The sequence below is a fragment of the Winogradskyella pacifica genome, assembly GCF_003386275.1.
GTDB classification, from domain to species: Bacteria; Bacteroidota; Bacteroidia; order Flavobacteriales; family Flavobacteriaceae; genus Winogradskyella; species Winogradskyella pacifica.
Genome location: NZ_QREI01000001.1, coordinates 745,227 through 771,091 on the forward strand (window position 1 = coordinate 745,227; position 25,865 = coordinate 771,091).

At 33.1% G+C, this 25,865-nt stretch carries 25 protein-coding genes; 16 read left to right on the forward strand and 9 right to left on the reverse strand.

The genetic code is table 11. The annotated features are described in order from the left end of the window. Positions 1 to 385: 385 nt before the first annotated feature. The 9 genes from DFQ09_RS03240 to DFQ09_RS03280 all read left to right on the forward strand — a co-directional run bounded on the left by DFQ09_RS03240 (position 386) and on the right by DFQ09_RS03280 (position 8,282). Positions 386 to 2,170, forward strand: a complete 1,785-nt coding sequence (locus DFQ09_RS03240; protein WP_115808156.1) for a tetratricopeptide repeat protein — start codon at positions 386 to 388, stop codon at positions 2,168 to 2,170. Between the two features lie 151 nt (positions 2,171 to 2,321). After that, positions 2,322 to 2,642, forward strand: coding sequence for a DUF4286 family protein (locus DFQ09_RS03245; protein WP_115808158.1), 321 nt, complete (start codon positions 2,322 to 2,324; stop codon positions 2,640 to 2,642). 142 nt (positions 2,643 to 2,784) lie between these two features. Further along, a complete protein-coding gene (gene rsmA, locus DFQ09_RS03250) occupies positions 2,785 to 3,561 on the forward strand; it encodes a 16S rRNA (adenine(1518)-N(6)/adenine(1519)-N(6))-dimethyltransferase RsmA (protein WP_115808160.1) in 777 nt (258 codons plus the stop codon). A 66-nt stretch (positions 3,562 to 3,627) separates the two neighbouring features. Then, entirely contained in the window at positions 3,628 to 5,001 is a 1,374-nt protein-coding gene (gene mgtE, locus DFQ09_RS03255; protein ID WP_115808161.1) for a magnesium transporter, read from the forward strand. Between the two features lie 48 nt (positions 5,002 to 5,049). Further along, a complete protein-coding gene (locus tag DFQ09_RS03260; RefSeq protein WP_115808162.1) occupies positions 5,050 to 5,988 on the forward strand; it encodes a 2-hydroxyacid dehydrogenase in 939 nt (312 codons plus the stop codon). 28 nt (positions 5,989 to 6,016) lie between these two features. Continuing rightward, positions 6,017 to 6,475 carry a DUF1801 domain-containing protein gene (locus DFQ09_RS03265; protein WP_115808163.1) on the forward strand — a complete coding sequence of 153 codons (459 nt, stop codon included), beginning with the start codon at positions 6,017 to 6,019 and terminating at the stop codon, positions 6,473 to 6,475. Between the two features lie 64 nt (positions 6,476 to 6,539). After that, positions 6,540 to 6,926: a VOC family protein gene (locus tag DFQ09_RS03270; protein ID WP_115808164.1), complete on the forward strand. Its 387-nt coding sequence runs from the start codon at positions 6,540 to 6,542 to the stop codon at positions 6,924 to 6,926. Positions 6,927 to 6,950: 24 nt separating this feature from the next. Beyond that, positions 6,951 to 7,715 (forward strand): sulfite exporter TauE/SafE family protein, encoded by a 765-nt coding sequence (locus DFQ09_RS03275; protein WP_115808165.1) that lies wholly within the window; start codon positions 6,951 to 6,953, stop codon positions 7,713 to 7,715. A gap of 90 nt (positions 7,716 to 7,805) precedes the next feature. Continuing rightward, positions 7,806 to 8,282, forward strand: a complete 477-nt coding sequence (locus DFQ09_RS03280) for a YtxH domain-containing protein (protein ID WP_115808167.1) — start codon at positions 7,806 to 7,808, stop codon at positions 8,280 to 8,282. A gap of 39 nt (positions 8,283 to 8,321) precedes the next feature. Here the strand turns inward: DFQ09_RS03280 and DFQ09_RS03285 are convergent, their stop codons facing one another. The 4 genes from DFQ09_RS03285 to DFQ09_RS03300 are packed head-to-tail and all read right to left on the reverse strand — an operon-like array spanning position 8,322 to position 12,904. Beyond that, positions 8,322 to 9,338, reverse strand: a complete 1,017-nt coding sequence (locus DFQ09_RS03285; RefSeq protein ID WP_115808169.1) for a carboxypeptidase-like regulatory domain-containing protein — start codon at positions 9,336 to 9,338, stop codon at positions 8,322 to 8,324. Beyond that, positions 9,325 to 11,157 carry a GNAT family N-acyltransferase gene (locus DFQ09_RS03290; RefSeq protein WP_115808170.1) on the reverse strand — a complete coding sequence of 611 codons (1,833 nt, stop codon included), beginning with the start codon at positions 11,155 to 11,157 and terminating at the stop codon, positions 9,325 to 9,327. Before DFQ09_RS03290 ends, DFQ09_RS03285 begins: the two co-directional genes overlap by 14 nt. A gap of 20 nt (positions 11,158 to 11,177) precedes the next feature. After that, complete coding sequence (locus DFQ09_RS03295; RefSeq protein ID WP_115808172.1) at positions 11,178 to 12,428, reverse strand: aspartate kinase; 1,251 nt, start codon at positions 12,426 to 12,428, stop codon at positions 11,178 to 11,180. Continuing rightward, on the reverse strand, positions 12,428 to 12,904 hold the full coding sequence (locus DFQ09_RS03300; RefSeq protein ID WP_115808174.1) for a GNAT family N-acetyltransferase: 477 nt from the start codon (positions 12,902 to 12,904) through the stop codon (positions 12,428 to 12,430). Before DFQ09_RS03300 ends, DFQ09_RS03295 begins: the two co-directional genes overlap by 1 nt. A 125-nt stretch (positions 12,905 to 13,029) precedes the next feature. Here DFQ09_RS03300 and fbp point away from each other — a divergent pair, with 125 nt between their 5' ends. Continuing rightward, the gene (fbp, locus tag DFQ09_RS03305; RefSeq protein ID WP_115808176.1) at positions 13,030 to 14,040 is read left to right on the forward strand and encodes a class 1 fructose-bisphosphatase; all 1,011 of its coding nucleotides are present in this window, start codon (positions 13,030 to 13,032) and stop codon (positions 14,038 to 14,040) included. 111 nt (positions 14,041 to 14,151) lie between these two features. Here the strand turns inward: fbp and DFQ09_RS03310 are convergent, their stop codons facing one another. Then, a complete protein-coding gene (locus DFQ09_RS03310) occupies positions 14,152 to 14,583 on the reverse strand; it encodes a tellurite resistance TerB family protein (RefSeq protein ID WP_115808178.1) in 432 nt (143 codons plus the stop codon). A gap of 116 nt (positions 14,584 to 14,699) precedes the next feature. Between DFQ09_RS03310 and mfd the strand changes: the two genes are divergently transcribed. From mfd to DFQ09_RS03335, 5 genes are all read left to right on the forward strand, one after another. Next, positions 14,700 to 18,029, forward strand: a complete 3,330-nt coding sequence (gene mfd / locus DFQ09_RS03315) for a transcription-repair coupling factor (RefSeq protein WP_115808180.1) — start codon at positions 14,700 to 14,702, stop codon at positions 18,027 to 18,029. Further along, positions 18,029 to 18,895: a DMT family transporter gene (locus tag DFQ09_RS03320; RefSeq protein WP_115808182.1), complete on the forward strand. Its 867-nt coding sequence runs from the start codon at positions 18,029 to 18,031 to the stop codon at positions 18,893 to 18,895. The genes mfd and DFQ09_RS03320 overlap by 1 nt, the downstream gene beginning before the upstream one ends. 65 nt (positions 18,896 to 18,960) lie before the next feature. Continuing rightward, positions 18,961 to 19,674 (forward strand): class I SAM-dependent methyltransferase, encoded by a 714-nt coding sequence (locus DFQ09_RS03325; RefSeq protein WP_115808184.1) that lies wholly within the window; start codon positions 18,961 to 18,963, stop codon positions 19,672 to 19,674. Between the two features lie 22 nt (positions 19,675 to 19,696). After that, positions 19,697 to 20,998, forward strand: a complete 1,302-nt coding sequence (locus DFQ09_RS03330; protein WP_115808186.1) for a TlpA family protein disulfide reductase — start codon at positions 19,697 to 19,699, stop codon at positions 20,996 to 20,998. Between the two features lie 7 nt (positions 20,999 to 21,005). Next, complete coding sequence (locus tag DFQ09_RS03335; protein ID WP_115808188.1) at positions 21,006 to 21,617, forward strand: hypothetical protein; 612 nt, start codon at positions 21,006 to 21,008, stop codon at positions 21,615 to 21,617. Positions 21,618 to 21,760: 143 nt separating this feature from the next. Here the strand turns inward: DFQ09_RS03335 and DFQ09_RS03340 are convergent, their stop codons facing one another. Then, positions 21,761 to 22,705 (reverse strand): nicotinic acid mononucleotide adenyltransferase, encoded by a 945-nt coding sequence (locus DFQ09_RS03340; protein ID WP_115808190.1) that lies wholly within the window; start codon positions 22,703 to 22,705, stop codon positions 21,761 to 21,763. Positions 22,706 to 22,915: 210 nt separating this feature from the next. Between DFQ09_RS03340 and DFQ09_RS03345 the strand changes: the two genes are divergently transcribed. Further along, a complete protein-coding gene (locus DFQ09_RS03345; RefSeq protein ID WP_115808192.1) occupies positions 22,916 to 23,917 on the forward strand; it encodes an NAD(P)H-dependent glycerol-3-phosphate dehydrogenase in 1,002 nt (333 codons plus the stop codon). Positions 23,918 to 23,967: 50 nt separating this feature from the next. Here DFQ09_RS03345 and DFQ09_RS03350 read toward each other — a convergent pair whose 3' ends face one another. The 3 genes from DFQ09_RS03350 to DFQ09_RS03360 form a co-directional block, all read right to left on the reverse strand. Beyond that, positions 23,968 to 24,363 (reverse strand): hypothetical protein, encoded by a 396-nt coding sequence (locus DFQ09_RS03350; protein WP_115808194.1) that lies wholly within the window; start codon positions 24,361 to 24,363, stop codon positions 23,968 to 23,970. Positions 24,364 to 24,366: 3 nt separating this feature from the next. Next, positions 24,367 to 25,386 (reverse strand): phenylalanine--tRNA ligase subunit alpha, encoded by a 1,020-nt coding sequence (gene pheS / locus DFQ09_RS03355; RefSeq protein ID WP_115808196.1) that lies wholly within the window; start codon positions 25,384 to 25,386, stop codon positions 24,367 to 24,369. Positions 25,387 to 25,456: 70 nt separating this feature from the next. Then, positions 25,457 to 25,813 (reverse strand): hypothetical protein, encoded by a 357-nt coding sequence (locus DFQ09_RS03360; protein ID WP_115808410.1) that lies wholly within the window; start codon positions 25,811 to 25,813, stop codon positions 25,457 to 25,459. Positions 25,814 to 25,865 lie beyond the last annotated feature (52 nt).

A 25,865-nucleotide genomic window follows, 5' to 3' on the forward strand; every position in this document is an offset into this window, starting at 1 on the left:
AAAGCACCGTATTTTCTTAAAATTGTTAAAAATTAACGCAATTCAACATTTATTTTGGTATTTCTTCGTTTAAGTTGAAATTTATTCAGATTTTAGAGGAATCAAGAAGAATACCCCCTAGCATGAAAAATTTAAAACGCATTGTATTACTTGTTTCATTGATTGTAATAGTAAGCAAAGTTTTGTTTTAACCCTATAAACAAAACCAAGACAAGATAATTGAATCATATTTTATAAGATAGTGGTTAATAGCACATTTATTTTGCTGGTAAATGCCTAAACACACGTTTAGGCATTTTTTTTATACTTTTTTTTACAATATCTACTTGAAGCATTTGTTATATTTGAACATCACATCAGTTTCACTATACTCTAAAATACAAACATGCTACAGCGCTTTTTCGTTTTACTTTTATTATTCGGATGGTCTTCTGGTTTCTCTCAAAACAGTGAGGATTTAGCGGAAAGCTATTATAAAAAAGCGGAATTTAACAAAGCACTAATTATATACAAAAACCTACTAAAAGAAAAGCCTTTCAGTTCCAACTACATTAATAAATTAGTAGATATTCATCAACAATTAGAGCAATATGAGGAAGCAGAACAGATACTTGTTCAACGCTTAGCTAGAAGCAGAAATCCGGAATTGGTGATTGCGTTGGGTTATAATTTTCAACTTAGAGATAGCATCACTAAAGCCAATACACTTTATGATGAGGCTATAACCTATGTTGACGAAAAACCAATCTTTATTTATTCAATTGCCAGACAATTCGAAAATTATTCACTTTTAGATCAAGCCATCAAAGTATATGAAAAAGGTAAAATTCTAACTCCAGATAAAAACTACAGTATTCAACTAGCACGCATTTATGCAGACCAAGGTAACGTTACACAAATGCTTGAGAATTATATAGACTATATTCATTACAAGCCTAATTACCTCAACAATGTAAAGCGCTCCATCAGTGAGTTTATTTCAGAAAATAAAGAAAACGAAAACAACAGCTATTTAAGACGCTTACTTTTAAAAAAAATACAGCAAAATCCCGAAACGTACTGGTATGAAATGTTGAGTTGGCTGTATGTTCAAGAAAAAGCATATAACAAATCCTTCATTCAAGAAAAGGCCCTTTACAAACGTAATCCAGAAAGTATAGATCGCTTAATAGAATTGGCTGTTACAGCTCAAAAGGATAACGATGACGATACCGCAAAATCTATTTTTAATTACATATTAGGAATTACGCAAGATTCAGTAACAGCATTAACTGCGCATCAATACATTTTAGAAATAGACACAAAAAATGCTGATGACAAAACACTGAAACAGATTAACGAAACTTACAACAACTTACTTACTGAATATGGAAACTCTAAGTTAAGCTTATCATTACAATTAGCTTATGGTAAATTTCTAGCCTTTAACCTAAGAGACACAGAAGCTGCGACTCGTTTTTTAAAGAAAAGTTTAAAGCTGAATATTTCAATGTTTCAAGAGGCGAAAGTAAAATTACTATTGGCAGATATTTTAGTGCTTCAAGAAAAGTTTAATGAAGCGTTGATTTTCTATTCTCAAATTCAAGCGAATTTAAAAAATAGCACTATTGCGCAAGAAGCGCGATTTAAGGTCGCTAAAACTAGTTATTACAAAGGTGATTTTGATTGGGCGGAATCACAACTTAAAATTTTAAAATCTTCAACTTCGCAATTAATTGCTAATGATGCATTAGACTTAAAATTATTGATTTCGGATAATAAATTTGAAGACAGTACACAGACCGCATTAAAATATTATGCTAAAGCAGACTTATTTGCCTTTCAAAATAAAAATGACGAGGCCATTTCGCTTTTAGATAAAATTCTAGAAGAACACAAAGGAGAAAGTATTACAGACCAAGCCTTATATCAACAAGCTAAACTCTACGAAAAAAAGAAACAATACACTAAAGCCGAAGCTAATTACCAAAACATCATCAAGGATTACGGAGAAGATATCTTAGTCGATGATACGCTTTATTATTTAGCGGAACTTTACAACAACCATTTAGCAAAACCTGAAGAAGCTAAACTACTCTACGAAAAAATAATCTTTGAGCACCAAGACAGTATTTATTTTATTGAAGCTCGTAAGAAGTTTAGGGTATTACGTGGCGACTCTATAAATTAGTTTTTAGTCTTACTCACAGTTTTCAGTTACTGTAGTTGGTGTTTTTACTTCTTCTACTTTTTTCTTATCAAGCTTTCTCCTCTTTTACATCTTTGCGTAAAAAAACTATTAACATCCAATTTCATACTTTTGCATCAAATTCACATTACTAATGATAATCTACAACGTTACCCTAAACATAGACAAAAGCATCCACCAAGAATGGCTTAAATGGATAAAAGAACACATTCCACAAGTTTTAGCTACAGGAAAATTTAAAGAAGCTAAACTGACCAAAGTTTTGGTTGAGGATGACGAAACAGAAACCTATTCTGTGCAATATAGAGCACATTCTAGAGATGCTTTAAACTCCTATTACGCCGAACATTCAGAACGCTTAAAACAGGACGGATTGCAACGTTTTGGTGATAAAGTTTTATCCTTTAGAACAGAATTAGAAGTTGTGGATGAGTATTCAGTAAACTTCAAATAAAACCGCAGAACTATTTATCCCTATCTTAATTATAAAGATAAATAGAGAATATTTTAACAACTCTGCCAATCTCGGTGCATCTCCGCGTATCTTTGTGTTATAACACTTTGCGCCTTTGCGCCTTCGTTAGAAAAATAAATACATGACAGTAAGAGCAAAAAAACATCTAGGCCAACATTTTTTAGAAGACGAATCTATTGCACAACAAATTGCAGATAGTTTATCGCTTCAGGGTTATAATGATGTTTTAGAAATTGGTCCAGGAATGGGAGTGCTAACCAAATATCTTCTCAAAAAAGACACTACAACACATGTTATTGAAATAGATACAGAATCGGTAGATTATTTAAAAAATAACTACCTCCATCTTGCTGATAGAATCATAGAAAAAGATTTTCTTAAATACGATTTGAGCCTTGTATTTGAAGATAAACCATTTGCCATAATCGGTAATTTTCCCTATAATATTTCGTCTCAAATTCTTTTTAAAACTATAGAAATGAGAGATCAAATCCCTGAGTTTTCAGGTATGTTTCAAAAGGAAGTTGCGATGCGCATCTGCTCTAAAGAAGGTTCAAAAGTTTATGGTATCTTATCTGTTTTAACACAAGCATTTTATGATGCCGAATATTTATTTACAGTGCCTCCAACGGTTTTTAACCCACCTCCAAAGGTAGATTCGGGTGTGCTTTTGCTAAAACGTAAAGAGAATTACGACTTACCTTGTGATGAAAAATTATTTTTTAGAGTTGTAAAAACAGGATTTCAACAGCGAAGAAAAACATTGCGAAACAGCTTAAAAACATTTAATCTGTCGGATAATTTAAAAGCAAATATTATATTTGGGCAGCGGCCAGAACAATTGAGTGTTGCTCAGTTTATTGAGTTAACCTCATTAATTGAAAATGACGAAAACTAATTTCCTCTGCTACCACATAGAACGCAGACGGATAACATTTTAAAGTAAAAGCGTATTAAAAATCAAGTGGAAGATATCCAAGATAACATACAATTTCAGTTAACTGATGAACTTATTGAAAAGGTTGAAGTCCTTGTCGAAGAACAAAATGACAAAGACCTAGAAATCCTTTTAAACGAGTATCACCATGCAGATATTGCTGAAATTCTTGACGACTTAGATCTCGATGATGCCGTTTATGTCATAAAACTGCTCGATTCTGAAACCACTTCTGAAATCCTCATGGAACTCGATGAGGATATTAGAGAGAAAATTCTTAGAAACCTTTCTACTAAAGAGATTGCCGAAGAAGTTGAAGAGCTAGACACGGATGATGCTGCCGATATGATCGCAGAATTACCCGAGGATAGACAAGCCGAAGTAATCTCGCAAATTGAAGACGACGAACACCGAGAAGAAATTCAAGAACTTTTAGCCTATGACGAGGACACGGCAGGTGGACTTATGGCAAAAGAATTGGTTAAGGTTTATGAGACTTGGACAGTTGCTGGTTGTTTACGCAGAATCAGAGGGCAAGCCAAAGATGTTACAAGAGTGCATTCTGTTTACGTTGTAGACAAGCACGACAAACTTATTGGCAGATTGTCTTTAAAAGATTTGATCATTTCTAAAAGCGATACAAAAATTGCAGATATTGCTAAAGACAATGTGGACTGGGTACATGTGGATGATGACGTAGAAGATGTTGCAAAAATAATGGCAAAATACGATTTAGAAGCCATTCCTGTAGTCAATGATAACCAAACCTTAGTGGGGAGAATTACCATTGATGATATTATTGATGTTATAAGAGAAGAAGCAGATAAAGATTATCAATTAGCAGCAGGTATCTCGCAAGATGTAGAAGCAGATGATAGTATCTTAAAATTAACAAAAGCACGACTGCCTTGGTTATTCATTGGTATGTTTGGTGGACTTGGCGCTGCTAGTATTATTGAGCAGTTTAATGACAACATGGGCAACTTTATTGTGTTGCTAAGTTTTGTACCTTTAATTCAGGCTACAGCCGGAAATGTTGGAGTACAGTCTTCAGCCATCGTTGTTCAGGGTATTGCAAATGGCACTATCGATGGTAAAATTTTAAAACGCTTATTTAAAGAGTTTTTATTAGGCTTGGTAAATGGTGTAGCGATTTCACTTGTTGCCATTCTTATTACCCACTTTATATTCGGAACACCATATATCGTATCGATAACGATAAGTATAGCCTTAGTTGCGGTAATTGTAATGGCGGCTATTATTGGGACTTTTATACCTATTTTTCTTGATAAAAGAGGTATTGATCCCGCTGTTGCAACGGGGCCATTTATTACTACAAGTAATGATGTTTTTGGTATTTTGATTTACTTCTTAATAGCAAAATTGATTTTAGGTATTTAAGAGCCTAAAAACATCTAATTATTATAACCTACGTAAACTGGTATTACCATGAAAATACTACACCTAGACTCTAACCACCCTCTACTTTTAAGTCAGCTCAACGATTTAGGATTTACCAATCACGAAGATTACATAGCCTCAAAATCTGAAATAGAAGCAAAAATTTCTGAATATGATGGTATGGTCATCCGAAGTCGATTTAGCATTGACAAATCATTTTTAGATGCGGCCACAAACCTAAAATTCATAGGTCGTGTTGGTGCCGGATTAGAAAATATAGATTGTGATTATGCCCAACAAAAAGGCATCCACCTTATTTCTGCACCAGAGGGTAATAGAAATGCCGTTGGAGAACATGCTTTAGGGATGTTGTTATCACTTTTTAATAAATTGAATAAGGCAGACAAAGAAGTAAGACAAGGAAAATGGCTACGAGAAGACAACCGTGGATTAGAATTAGACGGGAAAACTGTTGGACTCATTGGTTATGGCAATATGGGAAAAGCCTTCGCCAAAAAACTAAAAGGCTTTGATGTAGAAGTTTTATGCTATGACATAAAAACAGATGTTGGAGATGCCAACGCCAAACAAGTAATTCTTGAAGAATTAAAAGCAAAATCTGATGTTCTAAGTCTTCACATACCACAAACAGATTTGACGCTGAATATGATCAATTCAGATTTTATAAATGGGTTTAGAAATCCGTTTTGGCTTATTAATACAGCGCGTGGAAAAAGCGTGATTACAGAAGATTTGGTAAAAGGTTTAAAATCCGGTAAAATTCTAGGAGCAGGATTGGATGTTTTAGAATATGAAAAATCATCCTTTGAAAATTTATTTACTTCAAATGAAATGCCAGAAGCCTTTCAATATTTAATAGCAGCAGAGAACGTTTTACTCTCGCCACATGTTGCAGGTTGGACGGTTGAAAGCAATATTAAACTCTCACAAACTATCGTTGATAAGATAAAAGCAAAATTTTGTTAACTTAGAGCTTTACAATCTCCTTTTAAACATGACATACAAAGCCACGTCTCCGGAAGATTACATAAGCCAAGTACCGGAAGAGCGACAAAGCGCTATAAAAACTTTGAGACAAGTTATAAAAGATAATTTACCAAAGGGATTTGAAGAAGGCATACAATACAACATGATTGGTTATTATGTACCACATTCCGTTTATCCCGATGGTTATCATTGTGATCCCAAAACACCTTTACCATTTATGAGTTTTGCCTCTCAAAAAAACTCAGTCAACCTATATCATAGCGGTATTTATGCGAATCCAGAATTACATGATTGGTTTATAAAGGAGTATCCAAAGCATTGTAAACGCAAACTCGATATGGGAAAAAGCTGTATCCGATTTAAAAAAATGGATGAGATTCCGTTTGAATTAATTGGAGAACTCACTAGAAAAATGACCTGTGCCGAGTGGGTAGACATTTATGAGTCCGTTTTAAAGAAAAAGTAAAAAAAAGAGAAGTATAACTTTTAGGGTTTCAACTAATGAGATTCGGCAATAAATTCAGGATAAAATGAAAAAACGCGTCACAGGAATTGGAGGTTTATTCTTCAAAACCAAAGATCCAAAAGCAGCAAAAGATTGGTATAAAAAGCATCTCGGTTTTGATACTGATGATTATGGTTCTACCTTTTGGTGGAAAGATAAAGAAGGCAAAGATTGCTCTACACAATGGAGTCCATTTGCACAGGATTCAAAGCACTTTGAACCTTCAAAAAAAGACTTTATGTTTAACTACAGAGTTGAAAATCTAAAGGAACTATTAGAAACTTTAAAAGACGAAGGAGTTACCATTGTAGGTGATATGGAAGAATACAGTTATGGTAAATTCGGATGGATATTGGATAATGATGGCAATAAAATAGAACTTTGGGAACCGATAGACAGTGCTTTTCAATAAATTCAAATTTTTTAAAACTCATTGTTGTCGTACATAGAAATTCTTCAATCGTATAATTTAACTGCATTGCAATGGTTAGCCATTGGTTTTGCAGTTTTTTTATTAGGCATATCCAAATCAGGTATAAAAGGAGTAAGCATCATAATCGTTGTTATACTTGCCTTTGTTTTTGGCGAAAAAGCCTCTACAGGTATTTTATTACCTATGCTCATTTGTGCAGATATCTTAGCTGTTATACATTATAATAGACATGCCGATTGGGCTATTATAAAAAAGCTTATACCATGGATAATTGTTGGTGTATTAGTTGGCGTATGGGTTGGAAATGATATTTCCGAACTCATATTTAAACGATTGATGGCAGTGATAATATTGGCCTCAGTTTTAATAATGGTTTACTTAGAAAAACGAAAATCGACCAATGTCCCTAAGAATAAATTATTTTCTACAGGGATGGGTTTTTTAACTGGTTTTGCAACTATGATTGGCAATTTAGCAGGTCCTATTTCTAATATATATTTTCTAACCATGCGTTTTAAGAAAAACGAATTTATAGGCACTGCAGCATGGTTGTTCTTTATTATTAATATCATAAAACTTCCATTTCATATTTTTATTTGGGAAACCGTTAGCATAGAATCACTGGTTTTAAATTCCGTATTAATTCCTGCAGTGCTCTTAGGATTTTTACTAGGAGCATATATTGTAAAACTAATTTCTAATGTTAATTACAGGCGTTTTATTTTAATTGCAACGGCTATTGGAGGCGTCATTATGTTGTTTGGATAATGCAAAAATCACATAATTGATGCACCTAAAATAGTTAAGTGAGTTAATAATATTTCACTAACTTTAGGGTCTAACCAAAAACTAAAAAAAATGTCAGATGATAATAAAGATTTAGGCAATGATCTTAACGATATGTTAGATGATGCTAAAGATAATGCTCGTAAAGCCGGAGACAAAATAAGCCAAAAGGCTAATGAGTTTTCAGATGATGCCAAGGAATTTGGACGTGACGCAAAAAGAGCGGCTGATGATTTCGGTAACGACGCTAAAGAAGTATTTAGTGACGGTAAAAATGTTGCCATCATAGCACACATTACCTTTATTGGGTGGATTATTGCTATTGTAATGAATAGCAGTAATAAAACTGAATTTGGTTCTTTTTACATCAGACAAACGCTAGGTCTTGTGCTATTAATGTTTTTAGCATGGATTCCATTTTTAGGATGGATATTAGGACTTATAGTAATAGTAGCATGGATTATGAGTATAATTGCTGCATTAGGAGGTGAGATGAAACCAACATTTTTATTTGGTAAACAATTTCAAGAATGGTTTAAAGGCCTTTAAAAATATTAAAGCCCAGAATGTGAATTCTGGGTTTTTTATTTACTCTTTTTCACCTAATCCAAAATCTAAAGGTAAGGTGTCGCCTATTCTTTGACTTCCCATTGCTCCACTAAAATACACACCAATAACAGGCGTGTAATTACCATAGGTATCCACATAAAATTCTGGAATCTCTAGTTGAATTATAGATTGATGTTCTTTATCAAAAAGAATAGAGACTTTTTCTTTTAAAGTTATCTTTTTAAAATCTTGATTTTCTGTAGCCTCTACGGTAAAAAAAGACCATTCATCTACTCTAAATTTATCGTGAAAAATCCAATAGCCTTGCTCCTTTAAATTCTTATTATAAAGTGATTTCATAAAATGTTGCACAGAACCTTTATAAGCTCTATTTCTATGCTTTAAAGTTTTCTTATTTACAGTATCGAAACCTTTATAAAATGAGGTTCCAAAATAAGTTACAGAGTTTATTGTAAATTCTAAACCTGTAAGATCTGCATATCTAAAAATGATTTCAAAATCCATTAAATCATATGCTATTTCATACTGCAACGTTTTATTTAAAATCCTAAGTGGCACTGAAGCGCTTGCGTATAATGCTTTATTATGTTTATCGTATTTTAATATTAAGTCATCTTCATTTAATATTTTACATGACTCGCCAAACTTAGACGTTCCTAAAAATTCCTTTCGAAACAACCTTAGTTTCTGTCTCCGTGTTAAACCATCGTCATACTCTAAATGGACCTCCTCTAAAGCATTATCAGCTTCAACGAGTTCTACACTAATGTTACTTTGACTTCTATAATCTGAAATCAAAACCTTTTCAAAACCTAAATAAGAAATAACTAAAGTAGATTGTACGGCGTCGGTGTAGTCAATTGAAAATTCGCCATTACTATTTGTTGTAGTACCAATTGTGGTATTATTAAAATACACAGACACCGTTTCAACAGGTTGTTGTGTAATTTTATCAATAACTCTACCAGTAAGCGTTTGTGATACACAAAAAAAGGGTAACAAAAAGATTAAAATATATATCTTATTTGTCTTCATTGTTCTCTGTAAACTTGCGTTCTAGTTCCGCCTGAAATTCTTCCATTACAGGTCTAACGGTACTTTCTGGTAAGTCTGCAATTTTTATATACATTAAGCCATCCACTGCATTATTAAACAAAGGATCTACATTAAATGCGACAAGTCTCGCATTTTGTTTAATGTATTTTTTAAGTAAAACAGGTAATCGTAATGCGCCTGGCTCTACTTCATCTATAATTTTATCGAATTTATTTAAATCGGCTTCCGTAGCATCAAAAACAAAATCCTTATCGGCGTCTTGCAGTTTTACCTTAAACTCTTTTTTAGGATGAACGTATTGCGCTACATACGGATCGTAATAATGAGATTTCATAAACTCAATCATCAAACTTTTTGAAAAGTTAGAAAACTGATTACTTATACTCACTCCACCAATTAAATATTTGTGCTCAGGGAAACGTAAGGTGATATGTACAATACCTTTCCAAAGTAAAAACAAAGGCATTGGTTTTTGTTGGTATTCTTTTATAATAAACGCACGACCCATTTCTATGGATTGGCTCATCATTTTATGCAATTCTGGTTCAAAACGAAACAAATCTTGTAAGTAAAAACCATCGATACCAAAACGTTCAAAAATTTTAGAACCTAAGCCCATTCTGTACGCCCCTGCAATGAGGTTTTTTTCATTATCCCATAAAAACATATGGTGATAATAGGTGTCAAATTTATCTAAATCAATAGCTTCATTTGTGCCTTCTCCTACTTCTCTAAACGTAATTTCTCTAAGCCGTCCTATTTCTCTTAAAATATTAGGAATGTCATTTGCCGAAGCCAAAAACACTTCATAATTTTTACTCTCTAACAACCTACAATCGCTTACTCTAAGTTTATCTACCTCAGCAATCATTACTTTTGGTGCGATTGGAGTCACAATACGTTTTGGTATTTTTGTGACTTTTAATTGCGATTGTATATTATCTAAAATCTTAGGTTTATCTTCAAAAGTTTTAGACAACATATATGTTTTTCGCCTTAAAAACTCAGAAAATTCTGAAAGCGTTGGATGTTCATTTTGATCTTTTACCGAAATAGCCTTACCAACTCTTACTTTTATTATACGACGTTTTTGAGTTAATACTTCTGAAGGTAACTTTGCGGTTCTTAGCGTATCACTTAATCTAGAAAGTCTGTAAAACAAGCGACTATTCTTAGCATGAAAATAAATAGGAACAACAGGTACTTTCGCTTTCTGAATTAATTTCATGGCGGCAGCTTCCCATTCCTTATCAACGACTAATTTTCCGTCTTTATACGTAGAAACTTCACCAGCAGGAAACACCCCCAATGGATGTCCATCTCTTAAATGGCCAATAGCATTTTTAAAACCGGCAATACTACTTGCTGCATCCTTTCTGCCTTCAAAAGGATTTACAGGCATTATATATGGCTTAAGTGGCTCTATTCGATGTAATAAAAAGTTGGCGATAATTTTAAAATCACTACGTTGTTCTACCATTAGTTTTAATAGTAAAATACCATCAATACCACCAAGTGGATGATTAGAAATCGTAATATAAGGCCCTTCCTTCGGAAGACGTTTCATGTCTTCTTCAGGAATCTCAAACTTAATTTGAAACTCGTCTAAAATAGCATCAAGAAAATCAACATCACTAAGGTGTTTGTTGCGCAAATAGAACTTATTTATTGTAGATATCTTAAGGACTTTCATCAATGTCCAACCAAAAAAAGTACCCAAGAAACCATACTTATCAGCATTAATTGCTTTAGCGACTTCTTTTGCGGTAACTAAACCAGTATCGGATGCTTTCCCCATAAAACAAATGTAATAACTATTTATTTAGTAACTATTTGAACTGTCCCCTGAGCTAATTGCTTCAACAACACCTCTTTATCCTTCTCTAGCTCTTTTACCACAACATCATTATAGTGTCTAATCGTATAAAGGCTGACATTATTATGACAAACAACTTTAAATTTTGCTTTTAAATGTTGAAGCAATTTCTCTAAATTATCAAATAAATTATCAATACAAACAGAGAAACTAATAGCAGAATTCTGAATCACATCAACCTTCATTTTATACAAGTGTAGCAAACTAAATATTTCACTAATATTTTCTTCCATAATATATGAAAAATCTAAGGATGACAATGAAATTAAAGTCTGATTTTTCTTAACTATGAAACACGGAACCTCTGGCACTAAAGCTTTTCCTTTACTTACACATGTACCTGCTCCTTCCGGATTTAAAAATGATTTTACATACAACGGAATTTCCTTTTGTTGTAATGGCTGAAGCGTTTTAGGGTGAATTACAGAAGCTCCATAAAAAGCCAACTCTATAGCTTCTCTATAGGATATTTGATGTAATAATTGCGCGTTTTCAAAATATCTCGGATCTGCATTTAAAACACCTGGTACATCTTTCCAAATCGTAACACTATCTGCATTTAAACAATACGCAAAAATCGCAGCCGTATAATCACTACCTTCTCTACCTAAAGTTGTGGTAAAATTATTAGCATCACTACCTAAAAATCCCTGAGTAATATTGAGAATATTAGCATTTAAATGAGACGAAATGTTCTCTTGTGTTTTTTCCCAATTTACATTAGAGCGTCTGTAATAATTATCTGTTTTTACAAACTCTCTAACATCAACCCAATTATTTTTTAATCCAATTTCATTTAGGTAATGACTAATTATTGTGGTCGATATTAATTCACCGTAACCTATAACTTGGTCATACACATAATTATAATCTGGCGATTTATTGCTTTTAAAAAAGGCATTTAATTCATCAAAAAAAGACTTTACATCCGTAAAGACTTGATGACGATTATTCTCAAATAAATCGACTAAAATGTCATTGTGGCATTTAATAACATCGTGAATTGCACTTTGTAATTCCTCTTTATGTTCAAAATAATTTTTGATAACCAACTCCATTCTATTCGTTGTTTTTCCCATTGCTGAAATCACAACTAAAGTGTTATCATAACCTGTAGTTTGTAAAACTTTTGCTAAATTTTTTACACCATCTGCATCTTTCACCGATGCCCCACCAAACTTAAAAATGCGCATTATATTTTATTTAAATAATTTTCAATTCCATTTTCATCCAGATGTACCACATTCCAATCGCGTTTTACATCTGCACCTTTACTTTCGTAGAACTTTATAGCGGGTTCATTCCAATCTAAAACTTCCCAACTTACGCGTTTTACGCCTAATTGTTTCGCATGTTTTACAACGGCATCTAAAAGCTGAGTACCAACTCCTTTCCCTCTACATTTTTCACTCACAATAAGATCTTCTAAATGTAAAATTTTGCCTTTCCAAGTAGAATACCTCATATATACTAAGGCAATACCTTCAATCTTATGATCAAGCTCGCTAACAAAACAAGTAAATTTTGGATCTGCTCCAAAGCCATCATTTTCTAAATCAGATGCTGTAATTTCTACAGCATCCTCCTCTTTTTCAAACGTTGCCAATTCTTCAATAAGTTCTAAAACTCTTGGCATATCTTCGATAAGTGCTAATCTTGGTTGTTTCATTTTGCAAATAAAAGATTCAAAGATAATCTAATCTCAGTTTACAAAACAATTTTTTTAAAGTACGAAAACGTTGTAGTTTGCTAAAAAAGGCGATATTTGTGTGCTACTAATCAATATTATACTTAATGTCTAAACCAAATCAAACTTTAGGGGAATTCATAATTGAAAATCAAACGTCTTTTAAATATACCTCTGGAGAACTTTCTCGTCTATTAAATTCTATTCGTTTAGCTGCTAAGGTCGTTAATCACGAAGTTAACAAAGCTGGTTTAGTCGATATTATTGGTAATGCAGGTGATACTAATATACAAGGTGAAGATCAGCAAAAGCTAGATGTTTATGCTAATGAAAAGTTTATTCAAACGTTAACCAAAAGAAATATCGTTTGTGGTATTGCGAGTGAAGAGGAAGATGATTTTATAGCTATTAATAGCCAAGATGAAAATAACCAAAACAAGTATATTGTTTTAATTGACCCTTTAGATGGCTCTTCTAATATCGATGTTAATGTTTCTGTAGGAACCATTTTCTCAATTTACAGACGTGTTACTCCATTAGGAACACCAGTAACTTTAGAAGATTTTTTACAAAAAGGAAGCGCACAAGTTGCAGCTGGTTATGTGGTATATGGAACCTCTACGATGTTAGTATATACAACAGGAGATGGTGTTAATGGTTTTACATTAAACCCCGCAATTGGATCTTATTATTTATCGCATCCAAATATGCAATTTCCTGCAGATGGAAATATTTATTCAGTAAACGAAGGTAATTATTCTGATTTCCCTGTCGGAATTAAAAAGTATATAAAATACTGTCAGGAAGACGAAGGAGAAAGACCTTATACGAGTCGATATATTGGATCTTTAGTTTCTGATTTTCACAGAAATATGATTAAAGGAGGTATTTACATGTATCCAAAAAGTTCTAAAAATCCGAAGGGAAAATTACGTTTACTTTATGAATGTAATCCGATGGCCTTTATTGCAGAACAAGCTAATGGGAAAGCAAGTGATGGTTTTACAAGAATAATGGATATTGTACCTACAGAACTACATGAACGTGTGCCTTTTATTTGTGGTAGCGTGAATATGGTAGAAAAAGCAGAAGAATTTATGCGTAACGAGGAATTATAAATTACGCTTTTCTCTTAAGACTTCAAGTTTCACTTAACTTGAAGCAATAAAAAAGCGACTATATTTTAACGTATCGATGTTAAATATAGTCGCTTTTTATGCTATTACTATTTACTCATTCATTGACTTAATACCATCAATAAAGGTATCGAGATCTACTTTATCATGAGCCAAGGCTAAAGCCTTATCTGCTATATATTTAACGTTATTGGCACTAAATCCTAATCCAACACAAAGTTTCTCTAATAACCAATGCTGATTTGGACCTTCAATATCATCAACCCATACCATACGCGCCAAATCATAAAGACGCTCTAAACGCATATCATAAGATGTTGGTGGATTAATAGGATGACTTTTATAATCGATTAATATCTGTTTGTACTCTAACTCCGAAATATCTAATCGCGTTGCTAAACGATCTAAGAACGCTTTCTCTTTCTCTGTAATAACACCATCACTATTAGCAACTCTAACTATAGCTGCAAAATGATCTTCATTACGTTTTTTAAATCCGCTATCGAATAAATCTGAAAATGACATATATATACTTTATTTATTATCTAATTATTAATTCTGAACAAATATAATTCTATTCAAAGAATTATCATTAGTGAACACTTCAAAACTTTTATATTTGCAATTCCAAAATAAGAAACTTGAGTAAAGTATCTATTACCCAAACATTCGCACGGACTTTGCAACTGCAAAATCTGCAAACTGCTATTGCCCAACCTCAACAGAAAACACATTTAAAAGGTCTCGTCGGTTCTTCGTTTTCAATTACGGCTTCCGAAGCTTTTAAAACCGCAGACAAACCTTTTTTGCTGATTTTTGATGATAAAGAAGAAGCGGCTTTTTATCTTAATGATCTTGAACAACTGATCAACGATAAAGACGTGTTATTTTATCCAGGAAGCTACCGCAGACCGTACCAAATTGAAGAAACCAATAATGCCAATGTGCTCTTACGTGCCGAGGTTTTAAACCGAATTAATTCGCGTAAAAAACCGTGTATTATCGTGACCTATCCTGATGCGCTTTTTGAAAAGGTAGTCACCAAAAAGGAACTCGATAAGAACACCTTAAAAATCTCAGTTGGCAACGACTTAAGCATCGATTTTGTTAATGAAGTCTTATTCGAATATAAATTTAAACGTGTCGATTTTGTTACCGAACCTGGAGATTTCTCTGTAAGAGGTGGTATCGTCGATGTATTTTCATTTTCACATGATGAACCTTACCGAATAGAATTTTTTGGAGACGAAGTTGATAGTATTAGAACTTTTGATGTAGAGACGCAATTGTCTACGGAGCGTATTAAGAAAGTGAGCATCATTCCGAATGTGGCTAATAAAATGATTGCTGAACAACGCGAAAGTTTTCTAAAATACATTTCGAATAAAACGGTTATTTTTTCTAAAAATGCATCCCTTACGTTTTCAAGAATTGATGATTTTTATGGTAAAGCGGAAGAGGCTTATAATAATTTATCTAGCGAAGTTAAACATGCCTCTCCTGAAGAATTATTCTGTAATTCTGATTTATTAAAGCGTCAATTTTTAGAATACCCATTAGTTGAATTTGGAACAGAAGCTTTTTTCGCGCAGCAACTTATAGCCTTTTATACCAAGCCGCAACCAGCATTCAACAAACAATTCAATTTGTTGATTGAAGATTTAAATGAAAATAACGCTAACGGCATTACCAATTATATCGCTTGTGTAAGCGAGCAACAGGCCAAACGTTTTCATGATATTTTTGATGATGCAGAACAAACCGTTCATTATAAGACGGTGGTGCTTTCACTTTACCAAGGTTTTATAGATACCGAACATAACCTTGCCATTTATACAGACCATCAAATTTTTGATCGTTATCATAAATTTCACCTTAAAAATGGTTACGCCAAAAAGCAAGCCATCACTTTAAAGGAACTTACAAATCTCGAAATCGGAGATTACGTTACACACATTGACCATGGTATTGGTAAGTTTGGTGGCTTACAAAAAATAGATGTTGAAGGTAAAAAGCAAGAAGCCATAAAACTAGTATACGGTGAGCGCGATATTTTATACCTCAGCATTCACTCGTTACATAAAATCACTAAGTTTAACGGAAAAGATGGTAAGCCTCCAACGGTTTATAAATTAGGAAGCAAAGCTTGGGCGACGTTAAAACAAAAAACAAAATCTAGAGTTAAGGAAATTGCCTTCAACCTTATAAAACTTTATGCTAAACGAAAATTAAAGAAAGGATTTCAGTACGCTCCAGATAGCCATATGCAATTAGAGTTGGAAGCTTCTTTTATTTATGAAGATACTCCAGATCAAATCACATCTACAGCAGATATAAAAGCGGATATGGAAAGTGAACGACCAATGGATCGTCTTATTTGTGGTGACGTTGGTTTTGGTAAAACTGAAGTTGCAATTAGAGCGGCATTTAAAGCCGTAGATAACGGTAAGCAAGTTGCTGTTTTAGTACCAACAACCATTTTGGCTTATCAACACTCACGAACTTTTAAGGAACGTTTGAAGGATTTTCCGGTGACTGTAGATTATGTGAATCGTTTTAGAACAGCCAAAGAAAAACGCGAAACCTTAGAAGGATTAGAAAAAGGAAGCGTTGATATTATTATAGGAACACATCAACTGGCGAGTAAAAACGTAAAGTTTAAAGATTTAGGTTTACTGATTGTTGATGAAGAACAGAAGTTTGGTGTTGCTGTAAAAGAAAAATTAAAGACCATAAAGGAAAACGTAGATGTTTTAACGTTGACTGCAACTCCTATCCCGAGAACACTTCAGTTTAGTTTAATGGCTGCGCGAGATTTATCTGTCATTAACACGGCTCCACCAAATAGATATCCTATAGAGAGTCATGTTATTCGTTTTGGTGAAGAAATCATTAGAGATGCGGTGAGTTATGAAATTCAACGTGGAGGTCAGATTTATTTTATTCATAATAGAATCGAGAATATTAAGGAAGTTGCTGGTATGATTCAACGTTTAGTTCCTGATGCAAAAATCGGTATTGGACATGGGCAACTCGATGGTAAAAAGCTCGAAAATCTAATGCTCGCTTTTATGAATGGCGAATTTGATGTTTTAGTTGCCACCACTATTGTAGAAAGTGGCTTAGATGTACCAAATGCGAATACTATTTTTATCAATAATGCGAACAATTTTGGACTGAGTGATTTACACCAAATGCGAGGTCGTGTTGGTCGTAGTAATAAAAAAGCCTTTTGTTATTTTATTACTCCAGATTATTCTGCAATGACAGCCGATGCTAGAAAACGGATTTCGGCCTTAGAGCAGTTTACAGAATTGGGTAGCGGATTTAATATTGCTATGAAGGATTTAGAAATTCGTGGTGCAGGAGATTTACTAGGTGGCGAACAAAGTGGATTTATTAATGATATTGGATTTGATACCTATCAGAAAATATTAAATGAAGCCATAGATGAATTAAAAGAAACTGAATTTTCAGATTTATATAAAGACGATGGTAAGCCTAAACAATATGTCAAAGACATTACCATTGATACGGATTTCGAATTGTTGTTTCCAGATGATTATATAAACAACATTACCGAACGTTTAAATCTTTACACCAAACTCAACGAGATAAAAACAGAAGAAGAACTCGCTAAATTCGAAACTGAAATTATTGACCGTTTCGGTGAGTTACCAACGCAGGTTTCAGACTTATTAGACAGCGTACGCCTTAAGTGGATTGCTACAAAAATGGGGATTGAAAAACTGATTATGAAACAAGGCAAAATGATTGGTTATTTTGTACAAGATCAGCAAAGTGGATTTTATCAGAGTGACGCATTTACTAAAGTTTTACAATTTGTACAGATGAATGCTGGCAAATGTAAAATGAAAGAAAAACAAACCCGAAAAGGATTACGCTTATTAATTACGTTCGAAAAAATTAAAAACACCAAACAAGCATTAATGGCCTTAAAGGATATATAATGAATGAAAAAAGTCATTTAAATAACCTTTTATTGCTCATTATCGCCACAGTATGCCTCAGTACGTCTGGACCGTTAGGTAAATTTATAGAGATGCCAACACCGGTAATTATTTGGTGGCGTTCTATTTTAGCCGTAATTATACTTTTCTTTTTCTGCCTTTTTAAAGGGATTAATTTAAAGATCAATAATAAAAAAGACCGTTTCACTTTTTTTATTGCTGCTTTATTAATGGGAGGTCATTGGATTTTCTATTTCTATGCCTTAAAACTATCTAACGTAGCTATTGGAATGATTTCACTATTTACGTTCCCAGTGATTATAGCCCTTTTAGAACCTTTATTTTCAAAAGTAAAATTAGACCCTATCCATATTGTACTCGGGTTAATGGTACTTCTTGGCATCTATATATTAGCTCCAGATTTCGATTTAGAAAGTAGTCAGTTGCAAGGCATTCTATTTGGTGTACTTTCGGCGATCTGTTATGCCTTAAGAATCCTTATGCTAAAAGGACATATTGCGACGTATAATGGCACCATGCTGATGTTTTATCAAGTTGTGGTGTTAACGATTGTATTGGCGCCTGTTTTATATTTTATGGACACTTCTAATATCACCACACAATATCCTTATGTTTTACTATTAGCCATAGTAACTACGGCTATTGGACATACCATGTTTGTAAATAGTTTAAAATATTTTAAAGCCAGTACAGCGAGTATTATTGGCAGTACACAACCGATATTTGGAATTATAATTGCCTTCTTTTTTTTAAATGAACTACCTTCCCCTAATACATTTATCGGTGGCAGTTTAATATTGGCAACCGTAATTATTGAAAGTATAAGGTCTAAAAAGGTCAAATAGAATTATAATGGCTTAATTGTTGAAGATATTCAATGGTTGGCATTAGTTGTAAATAAGTCTTAAGTATGAAAGAAATTTACGAACCAAAATTCGTCGAAACGCTATTTGATAACATGTCTGGTTCGTATGCGTATATGAATTACATAACCTCGTTTGGATTTAGTGAACGTTGGAGAAAACGATGTGTAGAGGAACTACATATTGAAGATGGAAAAGTAGTCGTGGATTTAATGACAGGCATGGGAGAATGTTGGAAGCATGTATTCAATAAAAACACTATAAACTCACAACTTATCGCTGTAGATTTTTCAGCTGAAATGATTAAACATGCAGAGAACAACAAATTGAAATTTCCACATTCTAAAATTACAGTTTTAAAGGAGGATGTATTTCATAATTCAATAGAAAGTGAATCTGCAGATTATATTATTTCCGGATTTGGGTTAAAGACCTTTAACGCAGAACAAATAAATGCTTTAGCAAATGAAATTGACAGACTATTAAAACCAAATGGAACGTTTTCCTTAATTGATGTATCTGTTCCAAAAAATAATATTTTAAAGCCATTTTATATGTTTTACTTAAAAAAAGTCGTTCCACTATTAGGAAAGCTTTTTTTAGGAAGTCCAGAAACTTATAAAATGTTAGGTATTTATACAGAAGCATTCGGCAATTCTAAAAATGCTTTTCAAATTTTTAAAAGAGATAATTTTGAAGTCGAATATATCAATTATTTTTACGGTTGCGCCACCGGAATAAAAGGCCGAAAAATAAAGTAACAATTAGCAAACATACAATACCATGAAAAAATTATTAATCCTACTTTTGGTTTTACCCTTACTATTACAAGCTCAAAGTGTAAAAGGTACATTTTCACCAGCTGAAGATTTTAGTTATGCTTTTCTATATCATGCCACACCAGAAAGTGCTAATTATGTTAACAGAGGAGAATTAGATGGTGACGGTAATTTTGAGATTCAATTAGACTCAACTTTAACACCAGGTATTTATAAAATTGTTTATGCGACTCCACCAGAAGAAAATAATTTCGATTTTATCTACGATGGAAAAGAAACTGTAGCTTTTAATTTTAGTTACGAAAAAGGTGTTGAGTTTAAAGTTTCTGAAGAAAATAAACTTTGGAACTCTTACCTTAAAAGTATAGAAATGGTGAATCAAACCATTAGTAATTATTACTCTAAAGAGAATAATGATAAAAAAGGTTTTACTGCTATTTTTAAAACCTTAAAAGACACACAAACGGCTTATGAAGAATTAGCTAAGGATAAATTGGTTTTCAAATTCATAAAAGCCAACCGACCTTATATTCCAACACAATACGAAGGTATTACAACGTATTCTAAAAACCTTAAACAGCATTATTTAAGTCAGGTAGATTTTAGCGATTATCTACTACAAAGTTCTTCATACCTAATAGATCGCGTAACGGCTTATGTTTTTAACATGGTTGCAGATCCTAGTGAAGCCACCTACAAACAACATATCGATGATGTAGCAGCAGCTATTAGTAATGACGACTTAAGTATTAAAACGAGTCTATTAGAAATGCTTTGGCAGCGTTTTGTGGCATTAAACAATAACAATCTTGCCAATTACATTACAGATAGTTACTTATTAGAATTAGCAAAATCCACTAACAATAAAGTTTTAGAGGATATGGTTATTTCTTTTAAAAACACATCAATCGGATCTAAAGCACCCAATTTTGAAATCACTTTAGATGGCAAAAAAACAAGCTTACATCAATTAGAAAGCGCAGAAAATTACTTGCTTGTTTTTTGGAGTAGTGGTTGTAGTCATTGTCTAAGCGAATTACCACAAGTGAGAAAAATGGTAGCAAACAAACCCAATCTAAAAGTGGTTGCTTTTGGATTAGAGGATAACGCTAGAGACTGGGAAAGAGAAAAAGAGAACTTCCCGGCTTTTATTCATCAAATTGGATTAGAAAAATGGGATAACCCAATTGTAAATACTTATGGCATTTCTGCAACACCAATGTATTTTTTATTGGATGCTTCAAAACATATTATCGCTAAGCCTTATGGAATTGAGCAATTAGAAGTTTTATTGAAGGAGTTGTAAAATTTGAATGTATAGTATTGAAGAGGTAAGGAAAAACTATAAACGTTTTCCGGATGCGAAAATTGAAAATATCGCAAGAAACGAATCTAAAGGTTTAAGAAGAGAGATCCTTAATGTCTTAAAGGATGAAATTATAAGACGACAGCTAAACCTAAGTCTTATTAGTTGGATTGATGCAGAGACTAAATCATTTGAAGGTTTAGAGCGCAAAAATCTTATCCAAAAAATTCAATATCAACACTGTCCCAAATGCTTAGAAAAAACTAAATTATTTGGTTTTGAAACCCATACGGTAAAGTCATTTTTAATTGGAACTAGTTCGTCTAGGGATGAACAAATCCTTTGTGCAAGCTGTGGAAAAACAGCAAAATTAAACGCTATCGTAATCACATTTTTTGCAGGATGGTGGTCTGGAAAAGGTTTTCTATTAACACCATTTACTATTCTTAAAGACGCATTGAACTTCTTATTTATTGATAAAATTAGCGATAGAATACTTAATGCATTCGTCGATGACCGAACCGGTTCATTTAGAAGATACGGAACTGATGATAGCGTGTTAACGCGACTTATACAATGGAAAAATAATTCGGATGACAATTCATCATCGTATGAATAAGAAAACGCCCAGTAAAAACAAGTGTTTTAACTGAGCGTTTTGAAACTAAATAACCAACCAAATTTAGTTTCATATGTATAATTTTATTATTCTTTAGGGCTTAGGTGAAATTTTAAATTACATCTTGTAATTTATCTATAGCCTCAAATGCTTCGTGTACTTTCTCTAGTATTTTCTATTTTCTTTGTTTTTTGCTTACGTTTTTTATACCTATCAACTTCTGTAGTTGACTTCCCTTCTACACCTGTGCTTCTGTAATACTGTATGTATCCTCTTCCTCTAAATTCGTACAGGGTACCAGAGTTTGCATGAAACAACTCTATCGTACTATCATTAATAACGCTCAATTCGAAGTATTCATTGCTGAAGAAATCATAATCTAATGTTAATCTTTTTAAGTAACTATTTCCAGAGACATCTCTCACCTCATAGTCACCTATAAAATCCCAAAAGATATTGTTTGTGTTATAGACGTTTTGATCTTGAGAACTTCTAAATGTTGCATCATTTCCACCAGCTAAAAACTGTAAATAGTTCTCACTATCAAAATCATTTAAGGCTCCATAATTGCTTGTATACGTTTTTTCCCAAGCTTCATACTCTTGTAAGAAATAATGAATATTGTCATAAAACACATAGTCGTAATCAAAACTTGAACGCTGATAACCCTCTAAAAAATAAGAGGTATCATTAAAAGGATTGTATAATTCAATGGTATTATTATCTACTTGGTACACATCAAAACTGTCGTAACCATCAATAATATGATAGACATCTAAAATCCCGTCATAAGCGTTATAACTTCCTATTTCAACACCATAACCATTGCCTTGGCTTCCGATGCCAACTAAATTATTATTTGCGTACATACGACCATTATTAAATGAGACTGTAAATGCAACTTGTAAAAATGGTGTTTCTCCGTACCCTTGTGTCGCATTAATATCTACGTACCATAAATCATATGAATTTAGTAATTGATTTAATGAAACTGACGGTTCATCAACATAACGTGTTTCTTCTACATAACACGAGGTAAATAGTGTTGCAATAAATGCAAATCCTAATAGTAGTTTTGTCGTTTTCATAATCTAGCGTTTTAAAGGTTGTTAATTATAGCTTTTCAAAAGACGTGCCAAAAAATATTTTGACGCTATTTCAGAGCTTCCAAAGGTATGTCTATACTAATTGTTATCACATCTAAAACGCCTTTTAATATCGAAGGTTTAACATGATTTTAGCGTTAACGATTCTATAAATTTTCCGTAACTTTGAATTACAAATTTGATTAAAACACTATGAGTACTACTACAAAATATGCTGTTTTTGGTGCAGGAAGTTGGGCTACAGCCATTGTAAAAATGCTTTGCGAAAACTTAGATGAAGTTGGTTGGTATATGCGAAGCGTTTATGCCAAAGAACATATCTTAAAAGAAAAACACAACCCTAGTTATTTGAGTTCTGTAGAATTTCATACAGATCAGTTAAAACTAAGTAATGATATTAATGAAATTGCGGAATGGGCAGACGTGCTTATTTTTGTAATTCCATCGGCCTTTATTCATGGCGAACTAGAGAAACTAACTACAGATATTAGTCAAAAAACGATTGTATCTGCCGTAAAAGGTATTATGCCAGAAACAGGGAAATTAGTTGGTGAGCATTTTAATGATGAATATGCTATTCCTTTTGAAAACATTGCTATCATTGCTGGTCCTTGTCATGCCGAAGAAGTCGCTTTAGAGCGTTTATCTTATTTAACAATTGCGTGCGACGATGCTAAAAAAGCACAAGCTATTGCCGACAAATTATCGAGCGATTACATTAAAACAAAAACGAGCGATGATGTTATTGGTATAGAATACGCTGTAATGCTTAAGAACATTTATGCTATTGCAGCCGGAATGGCTCATGGATTGGGTTATGGTGATAATTTTCAGAGTGTTTTGATGAGTAACTCTATTAGAGAAATGAAACGTTTTATCAAAAAAATGCATAAGATGAAACGTAACATTAATAATTCGGCTTATTTAGGTGATTTATTAGTGACTGGTTATTCTGTTTTTTCTCGAAACCGTATGTTCGGAAACATGATAGGTAAAGGCTACACCGTAAAATCGGCACAAATGGAAATGAATATGGTGGCTGAAGGTTACTACGCCACAAAAAGTGCTTTTGAATTAAATAAAAAGAACAAAAAGAAAACACAGCTACCTATAATTAATGCTGTTTACGATATTCTTTATGACAATAAAGATCCTAAGAAAGTATTTAAGAAATTGACGGATAAGTTGGATTGACAATATAGCCTTTAGCTGTTAGCCGTTTGCTATTAGCTAAAGGCCAATAGCTACTTTACCAAAATACCACGTAATTGCATTAACGGAATAGCCTGTAAAGCCTTTTCGTTGATTGTATTTTTTCTGAATACATACGTTTTATCAAACATTTGGTTGCCTTCAAAAAACGTGATTTTAAACTCGTTGTTCAGCTCTAAAACCTTTTCTTGTAGATATTCAATTTTAGCGTAACTTCTTGCGGGTAGTTTTGCAATCGTATGGCGCATTATAGGTGTTACTTTAGTGTCACTATAACCTCTGGTAACAATAAGAACCGTATCTAAATCTTTATCGCTATTATTAATGATATAAGCATTCCAATCTTGAGTTTTATATTCCAAATGTTCTTCTTGCACCACGGCAACATGAACATCTTTTACTTCTGGTATTGTGATGTCTTTTTTCAAAGTTTATAATGCTGATTTAAACTGCTCTAAAAATCGAACGTCATTCTCACTCAACAATCTAATATCGCTAATTTGGTTTAATAACATCGCAATACGATCGATTCCCATTCCGAAAGCAAACCCAGAATAGACTTTAGAATCAATACCACAGTTTTCTAATACATTAGGATCTACCATTCCGCAGCCCATAATTTCTAACCAACCTGTACCTTTAGTAATTTTATAATCTGTTTCGGTTTCTAATCCCCAATATACATCTACCTCTGCACTTGGCTCAGTAAACGGAAAGTATGAAGGACGTAATCTAATTTTAGACTTCCCAAACATCTCTGTAGTAAAGTATTGTAAGGTTTGTTTTAAATCTGCAAAACTCACATCTTTATCAATATATAAGCCTTCCACTTGGTGAAAGAAACAATGTGAACGTGCAGAAATCGCTTCATTTCTATAAACTCTTCCTGGAGAAATTGTACGAATTGGAGGCTGATTGTTTTCCATATAACGTACTTGTACAGAACTTGTATGTGTACGTAATAAAATATCTGGATCGGTTTGAATAAAAAACGTATCCTGCATATCTCTCGCTGGGTGGTATTCTGGTAAATTCAACGCTGTAAAGTTATGCCAATCATCTTCAATTTCTGGCCCTTCACTAACGTTAAAACCAATGCGCGAAAAGATATCAATAATCTCATTTTTAACTATAGAAATAGGATGACGTGCACCAATAGCAATCGGCTCACCAGGACGCGATAAATCACCAAAAATCCCTTTGTCTTCCTCTTTACTTTCTAAAGCTTCCTTTAAATCGTTGACTTTAGTTTCTGCTGTAATTTTAAGCTCGTTAATTATCTGTCCGAATTCACGTTTCTGATCGTTCGCCACATTTTTTAATTCGCCATAAAATGCCTTTAAATGTCCTTTTGAACCTAAATACTTAATTCTAAAGGCTTCAACCTCTTCTTTAGATTGTGCTTTAAAAGCTTCTGCTTCTGCTATGAGTTCTTTTATCTTGTCTATCATGAGTTCTATTCAAAAACGAGTGCAAATTTAGTTTTTTTTTGCGAGATAAGGTAGCTGTATCAAGTCTTAGCTAATTGATATATTCTGTTTCCAAAAAATAGTTTACAATAGCCTCTTTCATCAACACACTTTGTTCACCAGCTTTTAGATGTGGTAATTGCGCTAATACTTTGTAGTGTGGCCAACCTTCTTCATCTACATAATCAAACTCATAAAACCCATAAGGTGCTAAAACCTTACAAATTGCTATATGCATTAAATCGAGTTTGTGATCTTTTTTATACTCGCGATGAAATTGACCAAGCTCCTGTACACCAATAAGATATATTATAGAGTCGAGATCTAATCGGTCTCCATCAGCAAATTGGTTTGAGAGTTTCTCTACCACCAACTCCCATCGTTCTTTTAATTGTTCGTCTCTTGCCATGTTCATTTCCCGTAAAACGGGAATCTCTTTAATTAATAATTCAAAGTTTTAA

Excerpts from the sequence above, each read along its gene's own strand:
- DFQ09_RS03320 (WP_115808182.1), top strand. The coding sequence starts at position 18,029 with ATGAATGAAAAAAGTCATTTAAATAACCTTTTATTGCTCATTATCGCC.
- DFQ09_RS03265 (WP_115808163.1), top strand. The coding sequence starts at position 6,017 with ATGACATACAAAGCCACGTCTCCGGAAGATTACATAAGCCAAGTACCG.
- DFQ09_RS03295 (WP_115808172.1), bottom strand. The coding sequence starts at position 12,428 with ATGCGCATTTTTAAGTTTGGTGGGGCATCGGTGAAAGATGCAGATGGT.
- DFQ09_RS03240 (WP_115808156.1), top strand. The coding sequence starts at position 386 with ATGCTACAGCGCTTTTTCGTTTTACTTTTATTATTCGGATGGTCTTCT.
- DFQ09_RS03325 (WP_115808184.1), top strand. The coding sequence starts at position 18,961 with ATGAAAGAAATTTACGAACCAAAATTCGTCGAAACGCTATTTGATAAC.
- DFQ09_RS03300 (WP_115808174.1), bottom strand. The coding sequence starts at position 12,904 with ATGAAACAACCAAGATTAGCACTTATCGAAGATATGCCAAGAGTTTTA.
- DFQ09_RS03345 (WP_115808192.1), top strand. The coding sequence starts at position 22,916 with ATGAGTACTACTACAAAATATGCTGTTTTTGGTGCAGGAAGTTGGGCT.
- DFQ09_RS03270 (WP_115808164.1), top strand. The coding sequence starts at position 6,540 with ATGAAAAAACGCGTCACAGGAATTGGAGGTTTATTCTTCAAAACCAAA.
- DFQ09_RS03310 (WP_115808178.1), bottom strand. The coding sequence starts at position 14,583 with ATGTCATTTTCAGATTTATTCGATAGCGGATTTAAAAAACGTAATGAA.
- DFQ09_RS03340 (WP_115808190.1), bottom strand. The coding sequence starts at position 22,705 with ATGAAAACGACAAAACTACTATTAGGATTTGCATTTATTGCAACACTA.
- fbp (WP_115808176.1), top strand. The coding sequence starts at position 13,030 with ATGTCTAAACCAAATCAAACTTTAGGGGAATTCATAATTGAAAATCAA.
- DFQ09_RS03285 (WP_115808169.1), bottom strand. The coding sequence starts at position 9,338 with ATGAAGACAAATAAGATATATATTTTAATCTTTTTGTTACCCTTTTTT.
- rsmA (WP_115808160.1), top strand. The coding sequence starts at position 2,785 with ATGACAGTAAGAGCAAAAAAACATCTAGGCCAACATTTTTTAGAAGAC.
- DFQ09_RS03330 (WP_115808186.1), top strand. The coding sequence starts at position 19,697 with ATGAAAAAATTATTAATCCTACTTTTGGTTTTACCCTTACTATTACAA.
- DFQ09_RS03245 (WP_115808158.1), top strand. The coding sequence starts at position 2,322 with ATGATAATCTACAACGTTACCCTAAACATAGACAAAAGCATCCACCAA.
- pheS (WP_115808196.1), bottom strand. The coding sequence starts at position 25,386 with ATGATAGACAAGATAAAAGAACTCATAGCAGAAGCAGAAGCTTTTAAA.
- DFQ09_RS03280 (WP_115808167.1), top strand. The coding sequence starts at position 7,806 with ATGTCAGATGATAATAAAGATTTAGGCAATGATCTTAACGATATGTTA.
- DFQ09_RS03360 (WP_115808410.1), bottom strand. The coding sequence starts at position 25,813 with ATGGCAAGAGACGAACAATTAAAAGAACGATGGGAGTTGGTGGTAGAG.
- DFQ09_RS03290 (WP_115808170.1), bottom strand. The coding sequence starts at position 11,157 with ATGGGGAAAGCATCCGATACTGGTTTAGTTACCGCAAAAGAAGTCGCT.
- DFQ09_RS03260 (WP_115808162.1), top strand. The coding sequence starts at position 5,050 with ATGAAAATACTACACCTAGACTCTAACCACCCTCTACTTTTAAGTCAG.
- DFQ09_RS03335 (WP_115808188.1), top strand. The coding sequence starts at position 21,006 with ATGTATAGTATTGAAGAGGTAAGGAAAAACTATAAACGTTTTCCGGAT.